We start from the raw sequence: 15,576 nt of genomic DNA, 5'->3' as shown, positions 1-15,576 counted from the left end.
TGCTTTCCTTATTGGTAATTAACCCAGGTGGCGCCGTTGTCGGCGGAACGAACGCAGTTTTCAATCCAGCGCACGCCTTCCAATCCGGCGTCGATATCCGGATAGATCAGCGTGGCCAGCGTCTGCCGATCGCCGCGCTGGCTGGCGCTGATGGCGATGGCGAACTTGAGGTAGATATTGGCCCAGGATTCGGCCAGCCCTTCGGTATGCAGCGCACCGAGCCGCTCTTCGGCCAGGGCGCTGTCGTCCAGATAGGGCATGCCGTGGTGCAGCGTTTGGTTGGGCCGCCCCTGGATCTCATGGCGCAATTCGCCGGGGGCAGCGTCGCTCCACTGCAGGCTGGCGAGCGAGCCCACCACGCGGATGCTTTGGCTGTCCATCGCGCCCGCATTGACGGCGGAGGCCCACATGCGGCCGACGGCGCCGTTTTCGTAGTGCATCAGCACCATGGCGTTGTCTTCCAGCGGGGCGCGAGAAGGAATAAAGCTCTGGCGATCGCACAGCAGGGAGGCAATCTTCATATCGGGCATCACCAGCTGCGAGATGTAGAAGGTATGGGTGGAGATGTCGCCCAGCACAAAAGAGGGGCCGGCGATTTTCGGATCGACGCGCCACTTTTGCGCCTCGAACGTGTCCGCGCTTTCGTTGGCATTGAAACCGTGGGTGTATTGCAATTCGACCATGCGTATTTCGCCGATGTCGCCGTTCGCGATCATGGCGCGCATCTGCATCAGCAGCGGATGGCCGGAGAAGCCGTAGGTTACGCCGACGATCAGGCCTTTCTCCGCCGCCAGCGCCTTGATTTCTCTCGCCTCCGCCGTGGTGAAGAACAGCGGCTTTTCGCAGATGACATGCAGGCCAGCATTCAGCGCGGCGCGCGTGATTGCATAATGGGTGCCGTTGGGGGTGGCGATGGTCACCACCTCAACGCCATCTTCGCGGTCGGCTTCTTGATCCAGCAGCTGTTGATAGTTGTCATAGCAGCGTTCGGCGGGCACGCCGAGGTTGACGCCAAACTCACGTCCGCGCGCCGCGTCGATATCAAAAGCGCCGGCAACCAGCCGATAAGCGGTGTTGTCGCGCAGTGCGCCGGAACGGTGCTTGTAGCCCACCTGGCTGAGGCGGCCGCCGCCGATCATCGCCCAACGCAGCGGGCGAGGGATGCTTCTTTCACCATTTAACATGCTGACTCCTGATACTGTGGTTTTGCACTCGGGTGCAAAATGGGTTTAAAAAGAGAGTGGCAACGGTTTATTTCTGGTTCATCTGTGCAAATTGCGGGTAGTTTTCTCGCGTCACGGTGGCATAAGGCACCCAGTTGTAAGGCTCGGTTTTAGTGTGATCCAACATCGCTCGGGTCACTTTCACCGCGCCGATCGCCTGGGCTTTGGCATCCTGGAAAATGGTCACCGCCAGGTCGCCGCTTTTGATAAATTGCAGGCCGTCTGGCGTGCCGTCGATACCGGCGACCAGCACGCCATTCTTTTTGGCCTGCTTCAGCGCCATGATCGCGCCGATGGCCATCTCATCGTTGTTGGCGGCGATCGCATCGATCGGCGTGCCGTTCAGCAACCAGCCGGAAACCACGTCGACCGCTTCATTGCGCTGCCATTTGGCGGTCTGTTTCTCTACCACTCTCATGTCTTTGTGTGTGGCGATTACCGCTTCTACCGCACGGGTGCGTTCGCGGGTTTCTTCGTTGGAGAGGGCACCCATCAGGATCGCCACGTTGCCGCGGTAATTCATTTTTTTCGCCAGGGCCTCCATCTGCAGGCGGCCGCTGAGCGCCGAATCGGAGCCGACGTAGGCCGTCGCGCCGCTAAGCGGCACTTCGGGCTTGCGGTTGACGAAGATGAGGGGGATCGCGGCGCGTTGGGCAGCTGTTATCATCGGCTGGACGCCTTGCGTATCGACCGGGTTGAGGATAATGGCGTCCACGCCCTGATTAATCAGATCGTCCACCTGCTGCACCTGCAGGGCGACATCGCCCTTGGCATCGACGAACTGGCCTTGCAGCTGCTGCACAGCCAGTTCACGCGCCATTTGGCTGCGCAGGATGGAGACGAAGTTGAGATCGAAGTTGGCCAGCGCCACGCCGACCTGGTAGGTCTTGGCCTGGGCGGTCACGACAAACAGCGAGCAGGCTAACATCAACAGCAGTCTGGTTTTTTTCATTACGGTATCCTGTCGAGATGAGAGGTGTTGTGTTAAAGCAGTGTATTTGCAACCGGGTGCAAAACAAGAGACAAGACGGCGATGAGTCTCTGAATGCCACCGTGAATGTCGGCTATGGATAAAATTCGGTCAACTGGGGAAAGGTGAAAACAGCGTGGACGATCACAAACTCTTTACCTTTTGCACCCGGTTGCACAACAAATTGCAATCGGGTGCAAAAACGGGACATAATTGCAGCAGGAATGCCGACGGGCGCTTAGGGGATCTGAGCGAGCAGGGTATAGTTTGACTTCATCGAAGCCGGGATCGACGCAACCATGATAAAACACCACAAAGCCACCGCCAGCGACGTCGCCGAAAAGGCCGGCGTCTCTAAATGGACGGTATCGCGCGCCTTTACGCCCGGCGCGTCGATCTCGGACAGCGCGCGTGAAAGCGTACTGGCGGCGGCGGCCGAGTTGGGCTATCGGCCAAACCTGCTGGCGCGCAGCCTGTCGCAAAAACGCACGCACATCATCGGCGTGGCCATCGACGAGATGAAGAACCCGCATTCGATGATGATGCTCGATATGGTCACCAAACAGCTGCAAACCCGCGGCTATATGGCGCTGCTGCTGAACATCACCGCCGGGGAAAACTACCGGGCGGTGATGGCGATGGCCGATCAGCTGCAGGTCGATGGCATTTTGTTCCTGGCGACGGTGTTAACCCAAGAGTGGGCGGCGATCGCGCAAGACCTGCATCAGATCCCGCTGGTGCAGGTGTGCCGCAATACGGAAAGTGAACACATTGATGTGGTCAATATCGACGGTTACCGCGCCGGCGAAGAGATCGCTGAGTTGCTGATAGAACAAGGGCATCGGCGCTTTGGCTACATGAAGGGGCCGGACACGCAAAGCAGCCATTTGCTGCGCATGGAAGGCTACCGCGACAAACTGATGGCTGCCGGCTTTCAGTTGGATCGGGTGCTCACCGCCGGCCACTACGATCGCCAACGCGGTTTCCAGCTGATGAGCGAATACCTGCAGGCAACGCCGGAAAGCGAGCGGGTTGAGGCGCTGTTCTGCGAGAACGACGTGTTGGCGCTGGGGGCGCTCGAAGCGCTCAGGCAAACGGCGCCGTCGTCCGCGATGGCCGTGGTCGGTTTCGACGATATCGATGAAGCCGGCTCAGCCAATTGGGCGCTGACCAGCTACAGCCAACGCATCGACCGGCTGGTCGAGGAGGCTTTGAATCGCCTGATCGACAATCGCGCCACGGCAGACGGCGCCTGGCGGCACGGAGAGTTGCGGGTTCGGCGGTCGCATTTGGCTGGGAAACCGGCGTAAGGATTTCTTTTTGTGTGACAATGTCACTATTGAGGCTTGATGAGAGCACATCGAGATAGAAAGAAAAAACTCTATAGAAGAGAAAGCGTGACATCCAGAGGGCCCATAGCCAGCGGTGGTGAGTACCGCTGGGAACGGCATAGCAAACAGCTGGATGATGAGCAGTTGCCGCTGCGTGAAAGCATGCATGGGCGGATACAACATGGCATGGATTACACGCCGCTATTTCAATTTTTGCTCAGTAAAGTGGGCCAACCCTGGAGTGAAGTGCACAGCGAAGCGGTTAGTCGGTTGGATAAAGAAGCACCTATTTTTTACCTGGTGGCGCTGCACCGTAAAAACTGGCAGAGCTATGTCTGCTGTGGTGAGTCGAGCTATTACAGCGGGCTATGCATAGATGAGCACGGGATACTGCAGAAAGTGAACCCGGCATTCACCGCAGAAGATGTGCCGGTGAGATGCCGCTGTTGTACCTATACGTTCAACGGGGAACTGGTGCCCGTCACGGAAAAAAACTGGCAAAAACCCTATGAGAAGGAATCCTGGGAATAGTCAGGTTTCACGAGTGTCATTCAGATGTAGATTGACTGCCGAAGTTTGCCAGATTTCACGTAGCGCGATCAAAAAGGAGGGCATTTTGACCCATTTTGCACAGTGGCTTAGCCAAATTCAGGCGCTTGAGGTTGAACTGCACCAGCCAACAACGCGCTGCGATCCGAAACATGTCGCGGCATTGTTGCATGAAGACTTTGAAGAGATTGGTCGTTCAGGCCTACGTTATGACAAATGCCAAACCGTTGCGGCGCTGGAGATGGAAATGGATTATCCGCCAATTTTCGCCGAAGGTTTTAAGCTGGCGAAAATCAGTGAAGGCGCCGTGTTGCTGACGTACAAAAGTTTTCAGCGTGATGCGCAGGGCCGCGCCGTTCGTTGCACTGAACGCTCATCGATCTGGCTGCTGACGGAAAAGGCGGGTTGGCAGATGCGCTTTCATCAAGGTACGCCGGCAGAGGATTGAGCAGAGTTTAAAAAGCTGATCGAATGGAGTCATTTAACTCACGCTATAAGTTTTTCTATAGGCTACTAAAAATTATCATCATTTGTTAACCATAAAAAATAAAATATAATCATGAGGAAAAACAAAACCCTGCATAAATTAAACCTTATATTTATGCTGGAATAATTTCATTATATAAACATTGACTATAAAAGGTTTGCTATGAAATTGCGACTTACAATATTTGCCACATTGGTATTAAGCATGCCTATGGCACCCTCTGCTTTTGCTTTGACTTTACAAGATCAAGTTAAACAGTACGAAAAAGAGGGCTGGAAGGTAGGGTTGTCAATTCTATCTTCAGATGATAAAACGATTTCTATAAATGGAAACCAACGTTTTCCTTTAGATAGCACAGTTAAATCAATTGCTTGTGCCAATGTCCTGGCAAAGGTTGATGCAAAGAAGCTTTCATTAAATCATTCTATGGTAGTGACTGAAAAAAATATTGTGACCTATTCACCCGTTGCTAAAGATTATATGAACAAGCCATTTACGCTTGAGCAAGCTTGCAAAGCGGCCAATGAATACAGTGATAATACAGCAGCTAATTTTGCTATTTTTTCGGGTGGAGGACCAGAAGCTCTGACCGAATTTATGAGATCTATAGGAGATACAGTTACTCGCTCTGACCGATATGAGCCAGAATTGACGGTCAATCCCGTGGATGATTTGCGAGATACAACGACTCCTGATGCGATGAGCAAGAGTATCAAGAAAATTTTGACCGGCGAAGTTCTCAGCGATGCATCAAAAGCGCAATTGAAAGAATGGATGGTCAATAACAAAGTCGCTGATAATATGCTTAGAGCGTCTCTTCCTAAAGGATGGGAAATCGCCGATAGGTCAGGTGCAAGTGATTATGGTGTCAGAGGGATAACGTCGATGGTCTGGTCAAATAATCATGATCCTATATTCATCAGCATCTATGTGAGAAAAGCGGATACCTCTTTGGATGAACGCTCAGCGGTGATCCGTACTTTAGGTTCGCATATATTTGACGAATACCTTAGCCACTAAGAGGATAGTAGTAAGAGGTTAGGGGTTCTATGGAAGAGCCCCGATAAGCAGCAGAGAGTTACGTACTCAGGAAAGCTCCACGCCATGGCGGTTAGCATTCATCACGTTCAATTTAACATAATATACATTATGCGTACCTAGGTGATGATATGTGGATTCTGCCGTCCAGGCCTGATTCATGGGCTTTCTCCTGTGGCTAGCCATGCCGGCGCCGGCTACTCATGCCGCTGAACTAATTCGTTTTTCAACCGGCCATAAGCCGCCGGGTTTTGCCGACGGTCTTCTGCTGCCTGGTGTTTGTGTTGCTCAGCAATACCATGATGCTTGCGCAGGAAATCTCTGAACGCCAACTGTCTGATCGCCTGTTCACTTGCTGCAGCAACGCCTGCCAGTAATGCTGTTCTCGCCACGCGGCGTAGATCTCATATCATGCATCTTGTCATTCACACCATCCAACGCCGCCAGGCTTTCAATCTCCAGCAAGATATCAATCGTTGGTTTGGCACTGCTGTACTACCGATATGATGAATTGCCGTTAATACGCCAGCCAACATCTCGCGTAGTTTCAGCGCCTCATCTTGATAACGTTCCAGCCACTGCGTCTCATAGCCCTCGACCGTGATGCTGCGTGCGGCCATTTCCCGCTTCAGTAATGATGACCGGACATGATTTCTAAGGCGCATACCTGCCGATATTGGCCAGAAATCCCCTGCTTTTTTGATCGCGCTACGTGAAATCTGATAAAACGTGGCGGCTACGATACTGCAGATTTCTCCCAAACGCGTTACTTAAACGGGCACTATTTGTATGCTAAATACGCATTGGCGTGCGTTTGTATCGCTTTCGGCGCCCACCACGGCGTTGGCTATACTGAATGGGAATATTCTTCCATGCTCCAGGAGCCTCTCCATGTTTGACCATGTGAAATTTGGCGTCAGCGACTTTGCCCTTAGCAAAGCGTTTTTCCTCAATGCGCTGGCGCCGCTGGGCGTAAAGATCGTTGCCGAAGGCGAGCCCGGCTATGGCGTCGAACTATGTCCCGATCGGGGTAACGTGTCATTGTGCCTGTTTCAAACCGATGAAAAGCCGGCACACCTGCACCTGGCATTTGCCGCAAGCAGCCGTGAACAGGTCGATGCGTTCTACCACGCTGCGCTAAATGCCGGCGGCATAGACAATGGCGCACCCGGTTTGCGGCCCAATTACCATGCCCACTACTATGCGGCATTTGTGATCGCCCCGGATGGCCACAATATCGAAGCGGTTTGCCATAACCCGATGAGCTAGTGATTTTTCCAGTTAAAACAGTATATTAATCACGAGGTAACACATCGAATTTAACATAATGCAATTGTGACGCCGTCACTTAACGTTACCCCGTCACGTCAATCCACTCTGCTCCGGTGATGCTGGCTAGCCGCTGTGGCGCAATTCTCACGCCGGAGTTATCGCTGCCACCTGCCGGAAGCACTTCACCGTAGCTGCACAGGCTGCGATCGCAGTAAATTCTCACCGCTGCCGGTGCGGCAAAGGGGCAAACGCCGCCGGGCGGATAGCCGGTCAGCGCCTCCACCTCCTCCGCCGGCAGCATGCGCGCCTTTACGCCGAAGAATTGTTTGTACTTCTTGTTGTCGATTCTGGCGGTTCCCGCCATCACCAACAGCACCACGCCGTCGTTCACGCGAAATGACAGCGTCTTGGCGATCTGCCCGCTCTCCACGCCAAAGGCTTCCGCCGCCAGCGCCACCGTGGCGGTATTCTTTGTCAGCACCGTCACCGCCGTTTCCGGGGCGTGCTCGGCCAGAAATCGCTGAACGCGCTCTATACTCATGCCCTTCCTCCCGATGTTGCTAAACCATTGATAATGCCGCAGTGAGGGTTCAGGTTTTAACATCGCATGCTAAAAATGAGAATCAAAATTGTTCAAATCGGTGAATCTGAACAAAGCTTTAAGGGGCCTACGCCTTTTTACCTATCATTTTTCATGGAGATATCTGCATGACCACGCAAACCACAGCAAGGCCTTCAGCGGCCGCGGTGGCCGTCTATGAATGGCTCAATCCGCTCCCCTACGGATTTTTCACCGCGGCGCTGATTTTCGACATCATCTATGCCTGCACGGCGAATATTCAGTGGGTCAATGGTGCCAGCTGGCTGATCGCCATCGGCCTGGTTTTTGCCATTATTCCCCGGCTGATTAACCTGGTTCAGGTGTGGTTCGGCAGCGGCCGGCTGCAGGGCTCACCGGTCAAGCTCCATTTCTGGCTGAATCTGATCGCCATCGTTCTCGCCATCATTAACGCTTTCGTGCATAGCCGGGATGCGTATGCCGTGGTGCCGCAAGGCCTGGTGCTGTCTGCGATCGTGGTCGCGCTGCTGAGCCTCGCCAACATTCTGCTGGCCGTGGGCGCCCGCGCAAAATAAGGAGGTTTTCATGAAGCTATCATCCACCGCGATTGCGCTTTCGGCCGTGCTGGCGCTGGCCGGCTGCGATAACAGCGCCGTCATTTCGCCAGAACAACAAATGGGGCCGGATCCGGTGTTGCCGGCGGCGCAAAACTTCCTGATGCCGCCGATGCAGGTGCCAAAGGGCGTCGGCTGGCAGCAAAACCAGATGCCGAAAGTGGCCGAGGGTTTGAAAATCGATAAGGTGGCGGACGGTTTGCTGCATCCGCGCCAGCTGCTTACCCTGCCCAACGGCGATGTCCTGGTGGTGGAAGCCAACGGGCCGGGCACGGAGGCGGTGAGTACGCCCAAGCAGCTGATCGCCGGGCTGGTGAAAGGCCAGTCCGGTAAAGGCGGCAAAGGCGGCAACCGCATCACCCTGCTGCGCCCAACTGCCGACGGCGGCTGGGAAAAGCATGTTTTCCTCGAGGGGCTCGATTCCCCGTTCGGCGTCCAGCTGATTGGCAACACCCTGTACGTGGCCAACACCGGCAACATCATGCAGTACGCCTATCAGCCGGGCGAAACGCGCATCAGCGATGCGGGTAAAGAGCTGGCCGATCTGCCGGACACCATCAACCACCACTGGACCAAGGCCCTGCTGGCCAGCCCGGACGGTAAAAAGCTGTATGTCGGCGTCGGTTCCAACAGCAACATCACCGAAAACGGCCTGGCCGTAGAGTACCGGCGCGCCGCCGTGCTGGAAGTGGACACCGCCTCTGGCGCCAGCCGTGTCTTCGCCAGCGGCCTGCGCAACCCAACCGGGCTGCAGTGGGAACCGCACAGCGGCAAGCTGTGGGCCATCGTCAACGAGCGTGACGAGATCGGCGCCGATCTGGTGCCGGACTACCTGACCTCGGTGCAGGACGGCGGCTTCTACGGCTGGCCTTACAGCTATTTCGGCCAGCACGTCGATCGGCGGGTGCAGCCGGCGCGGCCGGATCGGGTGGCGAAAGCCATCAAGCCGGACTACGCCCTCAGCTCGCACGTCGCGCCGCTGGGGCTGCTGTTCTATACCGCGAACGCACTGCCGGCCGAGTATCGCGGCGGCGCCTTTGTCAGTGAGCACGGCAGCTGGGATCGCTCGCCGCTGAACGGCTACCGGGTCAGCTACGTGGCGTTTGAGCAAGGCAAACCGGTCGGCAAACTCAAAGCGGTGGTCACCGGCTTTGTCTCCGACGACGAGAAGGAACTCTATGGCGCACCGGTAGGATTAACGGTCGACAAGGCCGGCGCCCTGCTGATTGCGGATGACGTGGGCAACACCGTTTGGCGCGTCAGCGCTAAATAACGTTAACGGGCAGGTTCTTGGGGGATCTGCCCGTGACATTGTCACTCAACACCCTGCGCCAACCAGACCGTTCTTCCCCCGCAGGCGGGATCTTCCACCACATGGTCGACCACGCGGAAGCCGTTCTCCTGCAATAAACGTCTGTACTCCTCCGGCGCCAGGCTGGCGTGAAACAGCGGCTGGCCTTCGAAGCTGCCGATCGCCACGCCGTCGGCTGGGCCGCTGGTGAACATCAGTGCGGCGTGCGGCCCGGCATGCCGTCTGAACAGCGGAAACATGCGGCGCTGATCGTTGCGCGCCAGATGAAAGAAGCTGTCCCAGGCCAGCAGGCCGTCGAACTTCGTCGCCAAATCCAGCTGGCGCATATCCATTTGTCGCCACTCCTGCTGAGGAAAACGCTGCCGGCAGCGCGCGATCATCGCCTGAGCACCATCGACGCCGGTGACCCGATACCCCTGTTCGATAAAATAGGCGGCGATCGGCGCGCCATTGCCGCAGCCGAGATCCAGCAGCCGCGCATTGGCCGGGGTGAGCTGCAAAAAGCGATCGAGCCACGGCCGTTCAAACAGCGTGGTGGGTCTGAGGCGTTCCCAGGCGGCGGCATGTTCGTCATAAAGCGGGATAATGGTGCTCGCCAGTTTTTCCGTCATTAATATTGTCCCCATCACGTTATTGGTGCCAAAAAAATAGCCTTTGGTCAGAATTAAAGCGCTTATTCGATAATATATTCATCAACAGACCGTTGACCAGAAATAAAAGGTTTTAACATTTCGACATAAACCAGTACAATTCCCTACCCTGTGTTAACCCTTTTTTTAGGTTGATTGTGTCGTTAATTCAGCGCTCTGCATCGCGACATCGGGCCGCCGCCTGGTTAGGGATGTTTGCCATTCTGATGTTGTTCATTGCGCCGGTGGTCTCGCGATCCCTGGAGCATGTACGCGCCGGAAGTGCTGGAACGACCGTCATGGCGGATTGCGGCATGGAGATGCCGATGCATCACGGGATGCACTCGCCGCCGCCTGAGCCTGAAAAAGCCTCACAGCCGCTGATGCAGCACGGCGGCGGCCATCACAACATGGCGATGATGATGGACGACAGCGCCTGCGGCTACTGCGTGCTGTTGCTGCACGCGCCGCTGCTGGACGTGAGCCACGCCCCGCTGTTCTGGTCCCAGTTGCTGGCTTCGCGCCCGCCGCCGATTCACTATCTCGTTCCCCTGTTTGCCCACGTCGTTCACACCGAATTACAGCCGCGCGCGCCCCCCGTCTCTTTCCTCTGATTTAACAATAAGCCCATTGCCGCTCTCTGTATTGCCGTTGATCGCTTCAACCCGGCGGAATTAATTCGCCCAACGGTTAATCATCGAGACGACATTATTAATCCGGTTATTTCCACGTTGATGGAATTAACCCCCGTATTTTCCGATGGTGATTTTCGCCAGGCCGCCCCACGCCTGAATAATCCCACGGCCAAGAACGGAAAAGAGTTAGCTTAAGGAAAGATGATGTTTAAACCGACTTATAAAAAGAACGCCGTTACCCGCGCCATCACCACCGCCATGCCGCTGTTCCTGCTGGCCGGCCACGCGGCGCAGGCGCATCAGCACCCTACCGACGCACAGGTTAATGATGGCGACGTGATCACCGTCACCGCGCCGCTCTACTCCCCGTTGACCATCGTCACCTCGCCGAAAACCCCGCGCCAGCCGGTGCCGGCCAGCGACGGTTCGGACTACCTGAAAACCATCCCCGGCTTTTCGCAGATCCGCAACGGCGGCACCAACGGCGATCCGGTGTTCCGCGGCATGTTCGGTTCGCGGTTGAAGATCCTCACCGACGGTTCGGAAATGCTGGGCGCCTGCCCAGCGCGGATGGATGCGCCGACCTCTTACATCTCGCCGGAAAGCTTCGATCTGTTGACCATCACCAAGGGGCCGCAGACGGTGCTGTGGGGGCCGGGATCGTCGGCGGGCACGGTGCGTTTCGAGCGTGAACGCCCTCGCTTCGACAAACCGGGCATCAAGGGCAGCGCCAGCGTACTGACCGGCTCCAACGGCCGCTGGGACGAGAATATCGACGCCAGCCTCGGTGCCGAACAAGGCTACCTGCGGGTGATGGCCAACAAATCCCGCTCCAACGACTATCAGGACGGAACGAGTACGCGCGTGCCGTCACGCTGGGACAAGTGGAATGGCGATCTGGCGCTCGGCTGGACGCCGGACAACGACACGCTGCTGGAAGTGACCATGGGCCGCGGCAACGGCGAAGCGCGCTATGCCGGCCGCAGCATGGACGGTTCGCAGTTCAAGCGCGAAAGCCTGGGCATGCGGGTGGAAAAATCCAACATCGGCGAGGTGCTGGATAAGCTGGAAGCGCAGGTCTACTACAACTACGCCAACCACGTGATGGACAACGTCACCCTGCGCTCGCCGGGCAGCGGCGGCATGGGTGGCCACGGGGGCCATGGCGGTATGAGCATGGGCGGCCACGGCGGGCACATGATGTCCTCCGGCATGACGATGCAGCTCGATCGCCGCACCGTCGGCGGCCGCGTGATGGGCACCTGGCAGTGGCAGGACGTGAAGCTTGAAAGCGGCCTGGACACCCAAACCAACACCCATCGCAGCATGAGCCGCGGCAGCTGGGAAAAAGACGCCCAGTTCAACAGCTACGGCGCCTTCAGTGAACTGACCTGGTCCACCAGCGAACAGGATAAACTGATCGGCGGCGCGCGTCTTGACCGCACCCTGGTGGAGAATTTCCGCAGCGGCAGCGACGGGGAGCGTTCGGATACCCTGCCGAGCGGCTTTATGCGTCTTGAGCATACGTTGGCCGACCTGCCGCTGATGCTGTATGCCGGCGTCGGTTATACCGAGCGCTTCCCGGATTATTGGGAGCTGTTCTCGCCGAAGCTCGGCCCGAACGGCAGCAAGGATCCGTTCTCCAGCGTCAAGAGCGAAAAAACCACGCAGCTCGACATCGGCGCGCAGTACAACGGCAAACGCTTCAACGGCTGGGTTTCCGCTTACGTGGGCCGCGTCGATGACTTCATCCTGTTCAAATACGATCCGCACAACGCGCGTCTCAGCCAGGCCGATAACGTCAACGCCAACATCATGGGCGGCGAAATGGGCATGGGTTACCAGCTGAGCGAGCACTGGAAAACCGACGCCAGCCTGGCCTACTCCTGGGGCAAAAACACCAGCGACGGCCGGCCGCTGCCGCAGATCCCGCCGCTGGAGGCGCGTCTGGGGCTCACCTATGAGTACGGCGACTGGAGCGGCACCGGCCTGTGGCGTTTGGTCAGCAGCCAACACCGCGTGGCGATCAACGAAGGCAACGTGGTAGGCAAAGACTTTGCCGAAAGCGCCGGCTTCGGCGTGCTTTCCGCCAACGCCGCCTACAAGGTGAATAAAAACGTCAAGCTGAGCGCCGGTCTGGATAACATCCTGAACAAGACCTACAGCGAACACCTCAACCTGGCGGGCAACAGCGCCTTCGGGTATTCGGCCAACAGCGCGGTGAATGAGCCGGGCCGCACCCTGTGGGCCAAGGTTAACGTCACCTTCTAAACCGTACACCGGGCGATGGGCAACCGTCGCCCGGTCAGGCGATATGCGATCCGGTTCTTAGGATATGAGTTTTAAGTTTTTCCCATTCGGTTGAGCGGCGATTAGTATCACTCTCAATGTAATCAAGGATCCGGAGGGAATATGCAAAAGCTCACTCGTTTTCTGGCCCTGCTCGGCGAGCTGATGATTGAAAAAGCCGAAGACGTCGCGCCGCAGGCTGCTCAGCCTGACGATCGTGACGACGCGTTGCCGCCGCGCCTCGAACGTGGGGTTCCGCTGGCCGACCGCTTCCTGTTCATGTAATTCCCTTCACTGTCTTTTGGTCCGGCACGTTCCGATATTTCATTATCGGACGTCTGCGTCTATCTTCTTTCGATGGTTCCAGCCGATTCATCATAGGAGATAGCAACGCAATGAAGATCAGAACGGTAACCCCGCAAGACGCTGAAGCCCTGACGCAGTTATTGAATGACGTGATCGGCGCCGGCGGCACGACGGCGATAGAAACGCCCCTCACCCCCGCCGAATTCAGCGAATGGTTCATCAGCGGCAGCAATGCGCTGAGCTGCCAGGTCGCGGAGGTGGATGGGCTGTTGGTGGGCTTCCAGTCGCTGAGCTCAGATGATGCCCTGCCGCCCGATACCGCAGATATTGCCACCTTTTCCCGCCTGTCGCCGAAGGTGCGCGGCGTCGGCAGTGCGTTGTTCCCTGCCACTTTAGCGGCGGCGAAGTCGCACGGTTTCAAGCACATCAACGCCACCATTCGGGCGGATAACGTCGGTGGCCTCGCCTACTATCACAAAATGGGCTTTCGCGATTACGACCGTTTACCGCAGGTGCCGCTCAGCGATGGCACGCCGATCGACAGAATCAAAAAACGCTTCTCCCTTTAACCCGCCAACCCGCTCACACTGAACGCACGATATGTTCGCGCAGCCACCGGTGAGCGGGATCCCGGTGCGATCGTTCGTGCCACAGCATGGTCATTTCAAAGCCCGGCACCGCCAGCGGCGGCTCGAGCCGTTGTAATAAAGGCTGGTTGCGCACCAGCCGCTCCGGCAGCATCGCCACCAAATCGGACTGCGTCAGCACCGAGATAACGAACAGAAAATGTGGCACGGAAAGCACCACCCGCCGCGTCAGCCCCACGTCCGCCAACGCCCTGTCGGTCATACCATAGAACCCGCCGCCGTCCGGCGAGACCATCACCTGCTCCAATTGGCAAAATTGCGCCGGCGTCAGCCTGGCATGCAGCTTGGGGTGGCCGACCCGGCCCACCAGCACATAGCGTTCGCTAAACAGCGTGCGCTGCCGCAGGCCGGATGGCGCACCTTCTCGGGTATGAAACGCCAGGTCGATTTCCCCTTGCTCCGCCCGTTTGGCGAGGCGCGCTGGGGCGATCTCCAACACCGCCAGCCGGGTGCCGGGCGCCGCCGTGCGTAAACCGTTCAGCGCCGGCAGCACGATGGTGGATTCGCCGTAGTCAAAGGCAGCCACGCGCCAGGTATCGGTCGCCACGGCGGGATCGAACGGCGTCGCCGGCGTCACCGCCAACTCGAGCGCCGCCAATGCCTGACGTAACGGTTCCCGCAGCTGTTCCGCTCTGGCGGTCGGACGCATGCCGCGCGGGCCGGGCAACAGCAGCGGATCGTCAAAGATCGCCCGCAGTTTGGCGAGATGCACGCTGACCGCCGGCTGGGAGAAATTGAGCCGCTGTGCCGCGCGCGTGACGTTGTGCTCCGCCAGCAGCGCGTCGAGCGTCACCAGCAGGTTGAGATCCAGCCGCCTTAAATTATTCATAGTTATACCTGGGATAACGGTAATTCATTTCTAATATACCGACTAACGCCCTAACCTGCAGCTCTCACACCAAGGAGAGCTGTTATGAATGTGCTGATTGTTTACGCCCACCCGGAGCCGCTGTCGCTGACCGGCTCACTGAAAAATTTCGCCGTTGAACGCCTGACGCAGGCCGGCCATCAGGTACAGGTGTCCGACCTGTACGCCATGAAGTGGAAAGCGGCGCTCGACGCTGACGACAGTCTGGAAGGCCCGGCAACGGCTCGTTTCGATCCTTCGCTGGATTCGCAGCGCGCGTTCGCCAACGGCATGCAGAGCGCCGATATCGAACGGGAGCAGCAAAAATTGCGCTGGGCGGATGCGGTGCTGCTGCAGTTTCCGCTGTGGTGGTTCTCGATGCCGGCGATTCTGAAAGGCTGGTTCGAGCGTGTCTATGCCTATGGTTTTGCTTACGGCGTGGGTGAGCATTCCGACACCCATTGGGGTAACCGTTACGGCGAGGGGACGCTGGCGGGCAAACGGGCGATGCTGATCGTCACCGCCGGCGGCTGGGAGTCTCATTACGCCCCGCGCGGCATCAACGGGCCGATCGACGATATCCTGTTCCCGATCCAGCACGGCATGCTGCACTACCCAGGCTTCGAGGTGCTGCCGCCGTTCGTCACCTACCGCGCCGGCAAAACCGATGAGGCACGCTTTGCCGCCCTGTGCGAACAGCTCGGGCAGCGGCTGGATAATCTGTGGAACGCCGAGCCAATCCGCTTTCGGCGGCAGAACGCCGGTGACTATCTGATCCCGCAGCTGACGCTGAAAGCGCATCTCGCGCCGGGGCAAGACGGTTTCGGCGTTCACATCGAGTAGCCGGATGCGCACGCTCTGGCGCATC

19 protein-coding genes are annotated in these 15,576 nt (G+C 57.5%); 12 read left to right on the top strand and 7 right to left on the bottom strand.

Annotated elements, in window-relative coordinates; all coding sequences use genetic code 11:
- Nucleotides 1–8 precede the first annotated feature (8 nt).
- Together AWX27_RS01060 and AWX27_RS01055 are read right to left on the bottom strand one after the other, a co-directional pair.
- Nucleotides 9–1,184, bottom strand: a complete 1,176-nt coding sequence (locus tag AWX27_RS01060) for a Gfo/Idh/MocA family protein (protein ID WP_060418885.1) — start codon at nt 1,182–1,184, stop codon at nt 9–11.
- 67 nt (nt 1,185–1,251) lie between these two features.
- A complete protein-coding gene (locus tag AWX27_RS01055; protein WP_060418883.1) occupies nt 1,252–2,175 on the bottom strand; it encodes a substrate-binding domain-containing protein in 924 nt (307 codons plus the stop codon).
- Between the two features lie 317 nt (nt 2,176–2,492).
- Here AWX27_RS01055 and AWX27_RS01050 point away from each other — a divergent pair, with 317 nt between their 5' ends.
- From AWX27_RS01050 to bla, 4 genes are all read left to right on the top strand, one after another.
- Nucleotides 2,493–3,503 carry a LacI family DNA-binding transcriptional regulator gene (locus AWX27_RS01050; protein ID WP_060418881.1) on the top strand — a complete coding sequence of 337 codons (1,011 nt, stop codon included), beginning with the start codon at nt 2,493–2,495 and terminating at the stop codon, nt 3,501–3,503.
- A 39-nt stretch (nt 3,504–3,542) separates the two neighbouring features.
- Nucleotides 3,543–4,055: a hypothetical protein gene (locus tag AWX27_RS01045; RefSeq protein WP_060418879.1), complete on the top strand. Its 513-nt coding sequence runs from the start codon at nt 3,543–3,545 to the stop codon at nt 4,053–4,055.
- Between the two features lie 85 nt (nt 4,056–4,140).
- Nucleotides 4,141–4,521 (top strand): nuclear transport factor 2 family protein, encoded by a 381-nt coding sequence (locus AWX27_RS01040; protein ID WP_060418876.1) that lies wholly within the window; start codon nt 4,141–4,143, stop codon nt 4,519–4,521.
- Between the two features lie 201 nt (nt 4,522–4,722).
- Nucleotides 4,723–5,580 (top strand): class A beta-lactamase, encoded by an 858-nt coding sequence (gene bla, locus AWX27_RS24250; protein ID WP_072265390.1) that lies wholly within the window; start codon nt 4,723–4,725, stop codon nt 5,578–5,580.
- Between the two features lie 215 nt (nt 5,581–5,795).
- Here the strand turns inward: bla and AWX27_RS25455 are convergent, their stop codons facing one another.
- Together AWX27_RS25455 and AWX27_RS25220 are read right to left on the bottom strand one after the other, a co-directional pair.
- Complete coding sequence (locus AWX27_RS25455) at nt 5,796–5,990, bottom strand: GrpB family protein (protein ID WP_072265389.1); 195 nt, start codon at nt 5,988–5,990, stop codon at nt 5,796–5,798.
- A 33-nt stretch (nt 5,991–6,023) separates the two neighbouring features.
- Entirely contained in the window at nt 6,024–6,218 is a 195-nt protein-coding gene (locus AWX27_RS25220) for a GrpB family protein (RefSeq protein ID WP_072265388.1), read from the bottom strand.
- Between the two features lie 271 nt (nt 6,219–6,489).
- On the opposite strand from AWX27_RS25220, the gene AWX27_RS01035 reads away from it, so the two are divergent.
- Nucleotides 6,490–6,867 (top strand): VOC family protein, encoded by a 378-nt coding sequence (locus tag AWX27_RS01035; protein ID WP_060418875.1) that lies wholly within the window; start codon nt 6,490–6,492, stop codon nt 6,865–6,867.
- 85 nt (nt 6,868–6,952) lie between these two features.
- On the opposite strand, the gene AWX27_RS01030 is transcribed toward AWX27_RS01035, so the two are convergent.
- A complete protein-coding gene (locus AWX27_RS01030; protein WP_048233970.1) occupies nt 6,953–7,411 on the bottom strand; it encodes a YbaK/EbsC family protein in 459 nt (152 codons plus the stop codon).
- A gap of 167 nt (nt 7,412–7,578) precedes the next feature.
- Between AWX27_RS01030 and AWX27_RS01025 the strand changes: the two genes are divergently transcribed.
- Both AWX27_RS01025 and AWX27_RS01020 read left to right on the top strand, forming a co-directional pair.
- On the top strand, nt 7,579–8,004 hold the full coding sequence (locus AWX27_RS01025; protein WP_060418873.1) for a DUF2231 domain-containing protein: 426 nt from the start codon (nt 7,579–7,581) through the stop codon (nt 8,002–8,004).
- 10 nt (nt 8,005–8,014) lie between these two features.
- Nucleotides 8,015–9,316: a PQQ-dependent sugar dehydrogenase gene (locus tag AWX27_RS01020; RefSeq protein WP_060418871.1), complete on the top strand. Its 1,302-nt coding sequence runs from the start codon at nt 8,015–8,017 to the stop codon at nt 9,314–9,316.
- A gap of 41 nt (nt 9,317–9,357) precedes the next feature.
- Here AWX27_RS01020 and AWX27_RS01015 read toward each other — a convergent pair whose 3' ends face one another.
- Nucleotides 9,358–9,966: a class I SAM-dependent DNA methyltransferase gene (locus AWX27_RS01015; RefSeq protein WP_060418869.1), complete on the bottom strand. Its 609-nt coding sequence runs from the start codon at nt 9,964–9,966 to the stop codon at nt 9,358–9,360.
- Nucleotides 9,967–10,196: 230 nt separating this feature from the next.
- Here AWX27_RS01015 and AWX27_RS01010 point away from each other — a divergent pair, with 230 nt between their 5' ends.
- The 4 genes from AWX27_RS01010 (at nt 10,197) to AWX27_RS01000 (ending at nt 13,783) form a co-directional block, all read left to right on the top strand.
- Nucleotides 10,197–10,598, top strand: coding sequence for a DUF2946 domain-containing protein (locus AWX27_RS01010; RefSeq protein ID WP_072265387.1), 402 nt, complete (start codon nt 10,197–10,199; stop codon nt 10,596–10,598).
- 225 nt (nt 10,599–10,823) lie between these two features.
- Entirely contained in the window at nt 10,824–12,890 is a 2,067-nt protein-coding gene (locus AWX27_RS01005) for a TonB-dependent copper receptor (protein ID WP_060418865.1), read from the top strand.
- A 141-nt stretch (nt 12,891–13,031) separates the two neighbouring features.
- Complete coding sequence (locus AWX27_RS25215; RefSeq protein ID WP_019455371.1) at nt 13,032–13,193, top strand: hypothetical protein; 162 nt, start codon at nt 13,032–13,034, stop codon at nt 13,191–13,193.
- 110 nt (nt 13,194–13,303) lie between these two features.
- Nucleotides 13,304–13,783: a GNAT family N-acetyltransferase gene (locus AWX27_RS01000; protein ID WP_060418863.1), complete on the top strand. Its 480-nt coding sequence runs from the start codon at nt 13,304–13,306 to the stop codon at nt 13,781–13,783.
- A gap of 13 nt (nt 13,784–13,796) precedes the next feature.
- On the opposite strand, the gene AWX27_RS00995 is transcribed toward AWX27_RS01000, so the two are convergent.
- Nucleotides 13,797–14,690, bottom strand: a complete 894-nt coding sequence (locus AWX27_RS00995) for a LysR family transcriptional regulator (protein WP_060418861.1) — start codon at nt 14,688–14,690, stop codon at nt 13,797–13,799.
- 84 nt (nt 14,691–14,774) lie between these two features.
- Here AWX27_RS00995 and AWX27_RS00990 point away from each other — a divergent pair, with 84 nt between their 5' ends.
- Nucleotides 14,775–15,551, top strand: coding sequence for an NAD(P)H-dependent oxidoreductase (locus tag AWX27_RS00990; RefSeq protein ID WP_060418859.1), 777 nt, complete (start codon nt 14,775–14,777; stop codon nt 15,549–15,551).
- Nucleotides 15,552–15,576: the final 25 nt, after the last annotated feature.

This window comes from Serratia sp. 2880STDY5682894, assembly GCF_001537385.1.
In the GTDB taxonomy this organism is placed as follows: Bacteria; Pseudomonadota; Gammaproteobacteria; order Enterobacterales; family Enterobacteriaceae; genus Serratia; species Serratia nevei.
This window is presented reverse-complemented; position numbering and strand designations above follow the sequence as displayed.

What these genes read in the sequence shown, in the direction of transcription:
- AWX27_RS01060 (WP_060418885.1), bottom strand. Translation starts at nt 1,184, where the DNA reads ATGTTAAATGGTGAAAGAAGCATCCCTCGCCCGCTGCGTTGGGCGATG.
- AWX27_RS01055 (WP_060418883.1), bottom strand. Translation starts at nt 2,175, where the DNA reads ATGAAAAAAACCAGACTGCTGTTGATGTTAGCCTGCTCGCTGTTTGTC.
- AWX27_RS01050 (WP_060418881.1), top strand. Translation starts at nt 2,493, where the DNA reads ATGATAAAACACCACAAAGCCACCGCCAGCGACGTCGCCGAAAAGGCC.
- AWX27_RS01045 (WP_060418879.1), top strand. Translation starts at nt 3,543, where the DNA reads ATGAGAGCACATCGAGATAGAAAGAAAAAACTCTATAGAAGAGAAAGC.
- bla (WP_072265390.1), top strand. Translation starts at nt 4,723, where the DNA reads ATGAAATTGCGACTTACAATATTTGCCACATTGGTATTAAGCATGCCT.
- AWX27_RS25220 (WP_072265388.1), bottom strand. Translation starts at nt 6,218, where the DNA reads ATGGCCGCACGCAGCATCACGGTCGAGGGCTATGAGACGCAGTGGCTG.
- AWX27_RS01035 (WP_060418875.1), top strand. Translation starts at nt 6,490, where the DNA reads ATGTTTGACCATGTGAAATTTGGCGTCAGCGACTTTGCCCTTAGCAAA.
- AWX27_RS01030 (WP_048233970.1), bottom strand. Translation starts at nt 7,411, where the DNA reads ATGAGTATAGAGCGCGTTCAGCGATTTCTGGCCGAGCACGCCCCGGAA.
- AWX27_RS01025 (WP_060418873.1), top strand. Translation starts at nt 7,579, where the DNA reads ATGACCACGCAAACCACAGCAAGGCCTTCAGCGGCCGCGGTGGCCGTC.
- AWX27_RS01020 (WP_060418871.1), top strand. Translation starts at nt 8,015, where the DNA reads ATGAAGCTATCATCCACCGCGATTGCGCTTTCGGCCGTGCTGGCGCTG.
- AWX27_RS01015 (WP_060418869.1), bottom strand. Translation starts at nt 9,966, where the DNA reads ATGACGGAAAAACTGGCGAGCACCATTATCCCGCTTTATGACGAACAT.
- AWX27_RS01010 (WP_072265387.1), top strand. Translation starts at nt 10,197, where the DNA reads ATGTTTGCCATTCTGATGTTGTTCATTGCGCCGGTGGTCTCGCGATCC.
- AWX27_RS01005 (WP_060418865.1), top strand. Translation starts at nt 10,824, where the DNA reads ATGTTTAAACCGACTTATAAAAAGAACGCCGTTACCCGCGCCATCACC.
- AWX27_RS25215 (WP_019455371.1), top strand. Translation starts at nt 13,032, where the DNA reads ATGCAAAAGCTCACTCGTTTTCTGGCCCTGCTCGGCGAGCTGATGATT.
- AWX27_RS01000 (WP_060418863.1), top strand. Translation starts at nt 13,304, where the DNA reads ATGAAGATCAGAACGGTAACCCCGCAAGACGCTGAAGCCCTGACGCAG.
- AWX27_RS00995 (WP_060418861.1), bottom strand. Translation starts at nt 14,690, where the DNA reads ATGAATAATTTAAGGCGGCTGGATCTCAACCTGCTGGTGACGCTCGAC.
- AWX27_RS00990 (WP_060418859.1), top strand. Translation starts at nt 14,775, where the DNA reads ATGAATGTGCTGATTGTTTACGCCCACCCGGAGCCGCTGTCGCTGACC.